The organism is Bacteroides faecichinchillae JCM 17102, from assembly GCF_000614145.1.
Classification (GTDB): domain Bacteria; phylum Bacteroidota; class Bacteroidia; order Bacteroidales; family Bacteroidaceae; genus Bacteroides; species Bacteroides faecichinchillae.
On the sequence record NZ_BAKK01000079.1, the window covers coordinates 1 to 9,811 of the forward strand.

At 47.0% G+C, this 9,811-nt stretch carries 8 protein-coding genes, 1 tRNA gene and 2 pseudogenes; 10 read left to right on the top strand and 1 reads right to left on the bottom strand.

Going from position 1 to position 9,811, the window contains the following annotated elements:
• The first annotated feature begins 51 nt into the window (after positions 1-51).
• From JCM17102_RS28630 to JCM17102_RS20225, 10 genes and pseudogenes are all read left to right on the top strand, one after another.
• The gene (locus JCM17102_RS28630) at positions 52-1,587 is read left to right on the top strand and encodes a phage tail protein (protein WP_051573035.1); all 1,536 of its coding nucleotides are present in this window, start codon (positions 52-54) and stop codon (positions 1,585-1,587) included.
• A 68-nt stretch (positions 1,588-1,655) separates the two neighbouring features.
• Complete coding sequence (locus JCM17102_RS29265; protein WP_139262194.1) at positions 1,656-4,076, top strand: hypothetical protein; 2,421 nt, start codon at positions 1,656-1,658, stop codon at positions 4,074-4,076.
• Positions 4,077-4,224: 148 nt separating this feature from the next.
• Positions 4,225-4,485 carry a hypothetical protein gene (locus JCM17102_RS20190; RefSeq protein ID WP_016274327.1) on the top strand — a complete coding sequence of 87 codons (261 nt, stop codon included), beginning with the start codon at positions 4,225-4,227 and terminating at the stop codon, positions 4,483-4,485.
• An 11-nt stretch (positions 4,486-4,496) separates the two neighbouring features.
• Complete coding sequence (locus JCM17102_RS20195; protein WP_025076467.1) at positions 4,497-5,831, top strand: hypothetical protein; 1,335 nt, start codon at positions 4,497-4,499, stop codon at positions 5,829-5,831.
• 151 nt (positions 5,832-5,982) lie between these two features.
• Positions 5,983-6,219: pseudogene (locus tag JCM17102_RS28635) on the top strand (DUF8468 domain-containing protein); the annotation flags it as partial.
• Positions 6,220-6,475: 256 nt separating this feature from the next.
• Positions 6,476-7,510, top strand: a complete 1,035-nt coding sequence (locus JCM17102_RS20205; RefSeq protein ID WP_025076468.1) for a reverse transcriptase/maturase family protein — start codon at positions 6,476-6,478, stop codon at positions 7,508-7,510.
• Positions 7,488-7,859 (top strand): hypothetical protein, encoded by a 372-nt coding sequence (locus JCM17102_RS20210; RefSeq protein WP_033887182.1) that lies wholly within the window; start codon positions 7,488-7,490, stop codon positions 7,857-7,859. The genes JCM17102_RS20205 and JCM17102_RS20210 overlap by 23 nt, the downstream gene beginning before the upstream one ends.
• Positions 7,860-7,937: 78 nt before the next feature.
• A complete protein-coding gene (locus tag JCM17102_RS30785; protein ID WP_025076470.1) occupies positions 7,938-8,330 on the top strand; it encodes a hypothetical protein in 393 nt (130 codons plus the stop codon).
• A pseudogene (locus JCM17102_RS28640) lies at positions 8,317-8,890 on the top strand (glycoside hydrolase family 108 protein). The gene JCM17102_RS30785 and the pseudogene JCM17102_RS28640 overlap by 14 nt, the downstream one beginning before the upstream one ends.
• Positions 8,887-9,525: a hypothetical protein gene (locus tag JCM17102_RS20225; protein WP_033887186.1), complete on the top strand. Its 639-nt coding sequence runs from the start codon at positions 8,887-8,889 to the stop codon at positions 9,523-9,525. The pseudogene JCM17102_RS28640 and the gene JCM17102_RS20225 overlap by 4 nt, the downstream one beginning before the upstream one ends.
• 171 nt (positions 9,526-9,696) lie before the next feature.
• On the opposite strand, the gene JCM17102_RS20230 is transcribed toward JCM17102_RS20225, so the two are convergent.
• Positions 9,697-9,770, bottom strand: a tRNA-Asp gene (locus tag JCM17102_RS20230).
• Positions 9,771-9,811 lie beyond the last annotated feature (41 nt).

Genomic DNA, 9,811 nt, shown 5'->3' on the forward strand with positions numbered 1-9,811 from the left:
AGCCGGGGTAATTGAAGACATAACGGACTTTGAAACTAACGGTATTGTAGTATGGAACAGATTATAATAAACCATGCCGACGGAAGCAAAACACCGTTATTCAGCAGGAAGAACATAAGCGCAGTGAGCAAGGCGACGCAAAAAATCGCCTTGCTTTCCGAGGACGTGGTAAGTATTACCATAACCACCGCTACGCCTTTGGATTTGATGATAGGCGATACCACGCTGATATACGGCAAGAAGTACAAACTTAACCAGCTTCCGCAAATAACCAAGAACGGCGAAAGGAACTATACCTACGAACTGACCTTAGAAGGGGCGCAATACGACCTTATAGATGTTCAGTACCATTTGCCCGAAGATTGCTACGGCGATACGTTCTACTCGGATTTGGGCGGGCATTTGGAAGTATTGATGTGGAACATAAGCCGCGTATATCCGGGGCTTTGGAAGCTGGGGAACTATCCCAAAGATACGGAGTACACAAACTTTACAGCCACCGAAAAGAATTGTTTGGCGGCATTGCAGGAACACTGTACCAACTACGGCGTAGAATTTGAGATAACCAGCGACGGGAAGACCAACACGCTCAATATAAAAGCCAAAGCGGGAATAACGCATACTTTCACGTTGAAGTACGGGCGCGGGCGTGGTCTGTATCAGCTTAGCCGTACCAACGTGAACAATGCCGGGATAACAAACCGTCTTTTCATTTACGGCGGAACGGAGAATTTAGGCAAGAACTACGGGCATACAAAGCTATGCCTTCCCGGAACTACGCGCCTTACTTCCTATTTGGAAGACGCGGAATCAATAGCCGCCTACGGGATAAAGGAAAACGAGAAGAACTATACCAACATCAAACCGGGACGTATAGGCACGGTTACGGCATTGGGTACGGATAAGATTACCTTCATCGACAATACGATGTTTGACCTTAACGCGAAAGAAGCGGACGGGAAAACAACGAAGTATCTGATAGAAGGAACGAACGCGAAGATTAAGTTTGAAAGCGGGCAACTCGCAGGCTACGAGTTTGACCTGCACAGCTACGAGCATGGAACGCACAAGTTTGTAATAAACAAGTTCCAAGACGAAAACGGTACGGTATTCCCTTCCGAAACTTCCGGCGCGTTTCAGATAAGCGTAGGCGACAAATACAGCATTTTAGATATTCAGTTACCGCAGGAATACATAACGGAAGCCGAAAATGATTTGAAGGAAGCCGGGACAAAGGATTTTGAAACCATGACACAGCCGCAAGTAAGTTACAAACTTGCACTAACCGAAGGCTTCTTTATTTCGCTTTGGGGCAAAGAAGTGGAAACCGAAATACTGCACGTAGGCGATTTCATACCGATTGAGGACGAACAGATAGGTGTAAACAAGGCGGTAAGGATTACCCGCATAGAGCGCGATCTGCTAAAACGGCATAGCTACGACATAACGTTAAGCGACACCGTAACGAAAAGCACTACCGTACGCGTTCTAAACGAAATAGAGGACTTGAACGAAGTTATTACCATAAACAAGCTGGCAGACCCCGCAAGGCGCGCCGCCGTTGGCTGGCTACGCAGGAACTTCTAAACATGGTATTCGACCCCGAAGGCGACTATTACAGCGAGAAGATAAAGCCGCTTTCCATTGAAACGCAGATGTTAAGCGTCGGGGCTAAAAGCACACAGTTCACGCTGCAAAATATTACGTTCCAGCCGAACTATGGCGGCAACCCTAATAGCCTTTACGTTTCTTCCGGTACATTGGTTCATTACGCGATAGACCCGGACGCATTGAAGTTGTGGGGGCTTTCTTCGGCAACATTTACTAACCTAACATCCGCTACGGCGTATTACATCTACGCAAAATGTCCTAAAAACGGGGATAGTGGAACTATTGTACTATCCGCTACGGCTAAGACGGTAGAAGCGGAAGCGGGCTATTACAATTTCCTTGTAGGGGTTCTTAATTCGGTTGTTACAGATACGAACGGGAAGAACCCCGGTAGGCTTGTTTCATTGACTTACGGGAGCAGTACCATAAACGGGCGTTTCATCCGTACCGGAAGGATAGAGAGCAGCGGTGGCGGTAAATGCTACTTCGACCTCGACAACGACGAAATAGGCGGCGTTATTCACTTTGTAAGCAGCGACGGAACAACAAAGAACGTTTCAGACCTCGACCAGATAGCGAACGAAACAAAGAACTACATAAATAATACCCTGCCCGGTATTCTGAACGAAATACAAGCGCAATTAGACGGGCAAATAGAGCAGTTCTTTGAAACATACGACCCGACACTGACAAACGCGCCCGCGAAGGATTGGAACACAACCGCGCTGAAAGATGAACATTTAGGCGAACTTTTCTATAACACTTCAACGGGTAAAGTATTCCGTTTCGTGAAAAACGGTTCTACTTACAGTTGGCAGGAACTACAAGACAGCGAAGTAGCGCAAGCGTTGGTGCTTGCTAACGACGCGTTAAAACTTGCCGGGACAAAACGGCGTATTTTCGTGGCACAACCTACAACGCCTTACGACGTGGGCGATTTATGGATACAAGGCAGTACGGGCGACATCATGCGATGCAAGACCGCCCGCACTTCCGGTTCTTATAATTCCGCAGATTGGGTAAAGGCTTCCAAATACACGGACGACACCGGGCTAACCAACTTTATAAACAACAACTTCACGCCAACCGTAAACGACCTTACAACACAGATAGACGGCAAGATAGAAAGCTGGTTCCAATATTCCGACCCGGCGGCTAATTGGACGACTACGGCACTAAAGAAGGCGCACGTAGGCGATATGTGGTACAGTTCATCAACAAAGTTGTTGAAACGCTATACCGTTTCCGGTTCTGCATATTCATGGACTACGATAGAAGACCAAAAGGCGATAGACGCATACACGGCAGCAAGCAAGGCACAGGACACAGCGGACGGGAAAAGGCAGGTATTTGTAACCCAGCCCAAACCACCGTATGATATAGGCGACCTTTGGCTGACGGGTGGAAAAACAGACGGAATACTAAAACGTTGCATAACTAAACGTACTTCCGGTTCTTACGTCGCTAACGATTGGGTGGAAGCCGTTTATTACGATAACACCCAAACCACGATAGACGGTGGCATAGTAACAGCCGGAACGGTTCAGCTTGCAGGTAGTGACGCGAGTATAAAAGCAGGAATAACAGGGGAAGGCACAGCCGACACAAGCGTAAGGTTTTGGGCTGGCGCAAGCAAGGGAAACCGGGCTACCGCACCTTTCCGCGTACTGCAAGACGGTAGCTTTGTAGCTACGAAAGGAACTATAACGGGAACAATCAACGCAAACGCCGGAAGTATTGGCGGCTTTGCGATAGCAAGCGGACGAATAGGCGTAGCGGCTTCATCCGGCGACACAAGCGGAAGTGGTTTAGCATTGCTTAGCAGTTTTATAAAGTTCTCGGATTCTTACCGCTGGGCTTCCATTGGAACGAACGTATTACCAGCTTCTACCGGGTTGGTCGGCGTTGGACGTTTTACCAACAAGACACCAAACAGCTACGGAACTAACTACGGGTTACTTATTGAAGCGTCCGGTGCGATGGTTAATTTGGGTATAGTGAGCAAAGGCGCGATAGTTTGCGACAGCTACGTAGCGGATTACGGCATATCAAAACTTTTGCCTTCCGTAAATACCTGCCTTACACCGGGCGACGCTACCAAGCCTACGTTATTCAAGTTAATGCCGCGCTTCATTTATAGCAACAGCGGCATAGGACTACCGCGTCGTGATTCCATTTGTACTGTGTTAGGCATTAGTAATTATACAGCCTTTGCCGTAAGGATTACTATTATTTGTGATAGAACGAGCACGCAGACCGGGTACGTTTGCGGGCGTAATACATTCGTAAAGAACAGTTCCGGCGGCAATGCTATGGATAGCAACTACTACCCGTACCGTATGAACAACAACGCGGGAAACGAAACCGGAAAGTGGAACATGGCGGCGGGCGACATACGCGAGTTTCTTTTAGTTTGGGACGGAAGCAGCGGATATTACGCCTATTTATTGAACATAAGAGAATAAGCCATGCATCACGGCGCAAGGCATTAAATAGAAGTGTTGTAACGCCGAATTTCACGGCTTCGGCTAAACAAACACTTCACGAGTATTTCACGACGTATTAAACTAATACGATAAGAAAGTATTTTTGTAACGACTTAAAATTAAGCGTATGGAAAATAGAAACGGCGATTTAGTGAGCGCGCAAATTTCGGTAGCCGGGAACGTGGATTTTTCCGGTGGCAACTTCCGAATGGATACGCCTTTTTGCTTAAAAAACGATGGCGAAGCGGCGGTAGTATTGGAAGTAAACCTTTGGGGAATGCCCGAAGGCGAATTTATAAGCACGCGCTTTGAAACGGGATGGAACCCCGAAATTATCAGAGAGATAAAAGAAACGAGTTCAGCAACCGCCCTGATTTGGGGCTATTAAAAATTATAACTATGGGTTTAATTATTGCAGCGGGCAACACAAAGCCCGCGTTTCCTTATGATTACTATTACGGCGTAAAGATTAATATAAACGTGGCAGATACCGCGTTAGAACGCGTAGGAAGACTGGAACTACATGTTTCGCTCCCGGTTCAATCCCTTATGCGCCGTTGTTTGCTTAACGATGCCGGGCAGGTTGTTACCTACCTTCATCCAACCGACAGTACGAAGACGGACACCGGGGCAGCGGCAGACCTTACCGGAGCTTCCGGCATGGTAATGGTAGAAATACCGAAGCACTACCGTAAGTTTGAGTTTGACGGTACTACGTTTACCTGCCTTATTTCGCAATACCAGCTACCGGGCTTTATCGAAGTACCGAAAATGTACCGGAGCGCATACGAAGCCACGATAGACCGAACTTTATCGGCTACTCCCAAACTTGCCAGCGTGGTAAATACTACGGCTGCTTTCCGGGGCGGCAACAATAATACGGCATGGGACGGAACTTATAGAACCCTATTAGGTCGCCCGGCTACCGCCACATCGCTAACCAACTTCCGAAAATACGCACGAAACAGAGGTGCAGTAGGATTGAACGGCGCGGGCTGGAACTGCGATTTATACGCGGCACAAAACGCGACCTATTGGCTTTATGTGGTTGAATACGCTAACCTTAACTGCCAGCTTGATTTTAACGCGCAGCCTACAAGTGAAGGCTACAAGCAGGGCGGATTAAGTGCGGGCGTTACGACGCTTAACAGTACGAAGTGGAACACATTCAACAGCTACTACCCGTTTGTCCCCTGCGGTACTACAAATTCATTAGGCAACGCTTCGGGCGTAGTTGAATTTACCATGCCGGACGAATATGATACGGGCGTAGTAGTTAAAGTAAAAGTACCTTCATACCGGGGAATAGAAAACCCGTTCGGGCATATTTGGAGTTGGACGGACGGATGCAAATGCGCTATTGAATCGGATGCGGACGGCGGCGTAAGTTCTTTCTATACTTGCGACAACCCGGCAAACTACCAAGATACTAACTATGACAATTACGTAAAACGCGGCGAACTTCCACGTAAGGAAGGTTATGTTAAGCGCATGATGATAGGCGAATACGGGGAAAATATGCCTACGGAAGTGGGCGCAGGTTCTACTACCTACTTTGCCGACTACTTCTATACCAACATACCAGCCAGCGGCGTAGCACAAAGGGGTGTCTTGTTCGGCGGTTCTGCGGATGACGGCGCGGGTGCCGGGCTTTCGTGCGCGTTTACGAATGGCACGGCTGCGTCTACGGCTGCGACTGTCGGCTCTCGGCTTTGCTTTATTCCTGCCGCGTAACACGTCACGAAACGGAATGTTTAACAATTAAAAATACAAGAAAATGACTTCAAACAATAATAGCACAGATGATGGTAGCCTTTCGTTCTTGAACATTCAACCGGACGAAGCGAACAAACATTTTAACTGCCCGTAAACCACGCAACAGAAACTAATCAATTTGCAGTTTTGGTTAATTGATTTCATCGAAGACGTGAAAACGAAATTCGGTGCGAACCGCTTCCTCGTGAAAATTAAGTTCAAGAAAGACGACCCCGAAAGCGAAGCGAAGAAGTTCTTCACAAATTCCAGCGAGATAAAATACATTTTGCAGGAGATAAAGAAGCGTAACGCCTTTCCGCGAAAGGTAACTATGCGGGCTTCGGGAACGCGCTATTATTTTGAGTAAGAAGATTTTCACGGTTGTTTGTCCTTCGGGTGTCTTGTTCGGCGGTAATGCGAATAACAGCGCGAATGCCGGGCTTTCGTACGCGAATACGAATAACACGGCTACGAATACGAATGCGAATATCGGCTCTCAGCTATACTGATTTTTTGTAAAGCTAATAAGGACAAAGACCGCGCCGAAAGGCGGAAAATATTAATCATTAACGGGGTTTGGTAGGGAAACCGAAGAACACCATTTAATCAGCAAAGAAACAACTATGAAAAGGTTAGGCAACCTTTACGATAAAATAATAAGTTTGGATAATTTGCGCCTTGCGGACGAACGCGCCCGCAAGGGCAAACTACGTTCTTACGGCGTGAAGTTGCACGACCGTAACAAGGAAGCCAACCTTTTATCTTTGCACGAAGCACTAAAGGCAGGAACTTATAGGACTTCGGAATATAGTACCTTCACAATATACGAGCCTAAAGAACGCGAGATTTTCCGTTTGCCATACTTTCCCGACCGGATTGTACATCACGCCGTAATGAACATTTTAGAACCTATATGGGTGTCTATTTTCACGGCGGACACTTATAGTTGCATAAAAGGGCGTGGCATACAAGCGGCGGCAAATAAGTTAAGGCGCGTTATAGACAGAGATAAGGCAGGCTGCGCGTATTGCCTAAAAATAGACATACGCAAATTTTACCCTTCCATAGATCACACCGTACTAAAGTCCATTGTTCGCCGGAAGATTAAGGACACACGGCTACTCAATCTTTTGGACGAAATAATAGACAGTGCGGAAGGCTTACCGATTGGCAACTACCTTAGCCAATATTTAGCCAATCTTGTACTTACCTACTTCGACCATTGGGTAAAGGAAGTAAAGCGGGTAAGGTACTATTTCAGATACGCCGACGACATTGTAGTATTACATAGCGACAAAAAGACGCTTCACGCTTTGCTGGCAGAGTTTGAAAGCTACTTGGCGGCTAACGTAAAGCTGGAAATCAAACAGAACAAACAAGTCTTTCCGGTGGCACGCGACCACCGCGACAGCTTCGGGCGTGGTATTGATTTCTTGGGCTATGTATTCTATTTGAACGAAACACGGCTTAGGAAGCGTATCAAACAGAACCTTTGCCGCAAGATAGCTAAATTACGGAAACGGAAGAAACCGTTAAGCGAGGATGAATTTAAGCAGACGTTAGCCGCGTGGTGGGGTTGGGCTAAATACAGCGACAGCGAATATTTAATTAACAAGTTAAACAAAATTACACCTTATGAAATCAAGTTCAGACGTTAGACCCGCGATTATTTTACCGTTGGGTAATGGTTCTTACCACTATAACTACAACATAGTGGAAGAAAAGGTAGAAGACCCGGAAACGGGCGAAAAGACCGTTTACAACTACGATACGGTGCAGGTTTGGCAGAAGCCGGACTACGAAAACCTTACGCGTGCGGTTATCCGTAGCGAAATAGACGAAACCGAAGAATTTTCTTTGATTAACGACTATTACGCTGCACAGTTGAGTATAGAAACGGACGAAGACCGCAAAGCGAAAGCGGTAGCGGACTATAAAGCACACCTTAGCAGGGTTATTGCTATCAAAACTATGGTAAAGAACGATTTATTAACGGAAGGTTACTAATATGTTGGAATTGATACAGCAAGAAAACTGGCACGGCTTGACGGTTTACGTAGCGGTGTGCGTAGCCATTGTGCTAATTTGCTGGGTATTCTTGGCGATGGCTACTTTCATAGATATGTACTACGGACGCAAGGCGGCGAAGGCGGCAGGGGAAGGACTGCGAAGCAGGAAGTACCGCCGGACGTTCAACAAAATCGGGGACTACATACGGGTTATGGTATTCGCCTCATGTTTGACTTCTTAGCCGGATTGTTCACGTGGTACGTCGCTCCATTCGCTACCGTTGTCTATACTATTAGCGCGGTATTGATAGAATTTGTTTCCGTACGCGAGAAGCTGCAAAAAATCAAAGTAAACGCGGCGGAAGTACCGGACATAATACGGCAGATTGTGCAGGCGGCAAGCGCGAAGGACGCGGAAAAAATTGTAGAGTTGATAACGAATAAACATTCAGAAAATGGCACGGATTGAAATATTATCCCCCTTTATTTTAAGTTGAAGGTGGATTTACCAACCACCCGGCAGACAAAGGCGGAGCAACTAACAAAGGGGTAACTATCGCCACTTGGAAAGCCGTAGGGTACGACAAAGACGGTGACGGCGATATAGATGTGGAAGATTTGCGTTTGATAACCGAAGAAGACGCGGTTAGCCGCGTGATGAAGCCGCACTATTGGGACAGATGGAAGGCAGACCGGATAAAAAGCCAGTCCGTCGCCAACTTGGTAGTGGATTGGGTTTGGGCTTCGGGAAAGAACGGCATTACCGGGGTACAGCGAATTTTAGGGGTAAGCGTGGACGGCATAGTAGGCGAAAAGACCTTAGCCGCGATAAACGGAAGGAACGCCCGCGAACTGTTTGCAGACATAAAACGCGCCCGTATTTCCTTTATTGAAGGAATTATAAAGCGCGACCCTTCGCAGATGGTTTTCAAGAAAGGATGGTTATCCCGGCTTAATTGTATAAACTACGGAAGCCTTACCCTTAACAAGAAGGGGAAGGACAAAATTCTAAATTTCACAGACGTATGAGAAGATTTGTTTTAGCCATGCTTTCCCTATTCTTGCTTCTGTTGGTTTTCGGGTGCGCAAGTACCCGAAGTACCCGTAAGGGAAAGCTGGCGGCGGAAAGCCAGCTAACAGCAACTACGGAAGGAAGCCGGAGAACGGAAGACCGGACAACCACCAACACTACGGCTACTACCGGAAGTAACGAGAAGCAGAACATAGTTATAGAGTTTACAAAAGTGGAGTATTACCCGGAAGGACAAAAGCCGAACCGCTTTGCAAAACAGTTTCAAAAAGCCGACAGCGCGTTTAATGAAGACATGCGCAAGGCATTGGAGATGGCAAACGGAGAGCCCGCCCGGAAAGCCAGCGAAACGGCAGAAGGGCAATCAGACACCCCCCTGCGGCATAATACGGATTTGTTCCCGGCTATTGAAGGATTGAAGAAACCGCCTAACGTAAAGTCGCTGACTACCGGACGCATCGTTATAAACGGCGATAAGCAAAAAACGACAGAAACAAACGTTACTACCGCTACGGAAACGGAAGTTACCGAAACGCAGAAGACGACGGCGGAAGCGGAAACAAAGGAAACCGCGCAGACCGAAGAAGAAAAGTACCCGAAAACGAACCCGTTTCTTTGGTACTTAGCGGGATAGGGTTAGCGGCGGTTCTTGCGGCGGGCTTTTATATCCGCTATAAAATTGTTAAAAATAGAAGGTAAGCCGAGAGTTCCGGCAGAAAAACAGACAAAAAACACCCGGAAAAGTGAATAACGGGTACTTTTCCGGGTGCTTTTTATAAAACTTCCTTATTATAAGTGTTATACGCGGTGCGTACGGGACTCGAACCCGTGACCCCATGCGTGACAGGCATGTATTCTAACCAACTGAACTAACGCACCAAATTTTATTTAATCTAACTTTTATTTCTTCCGCCTCTATT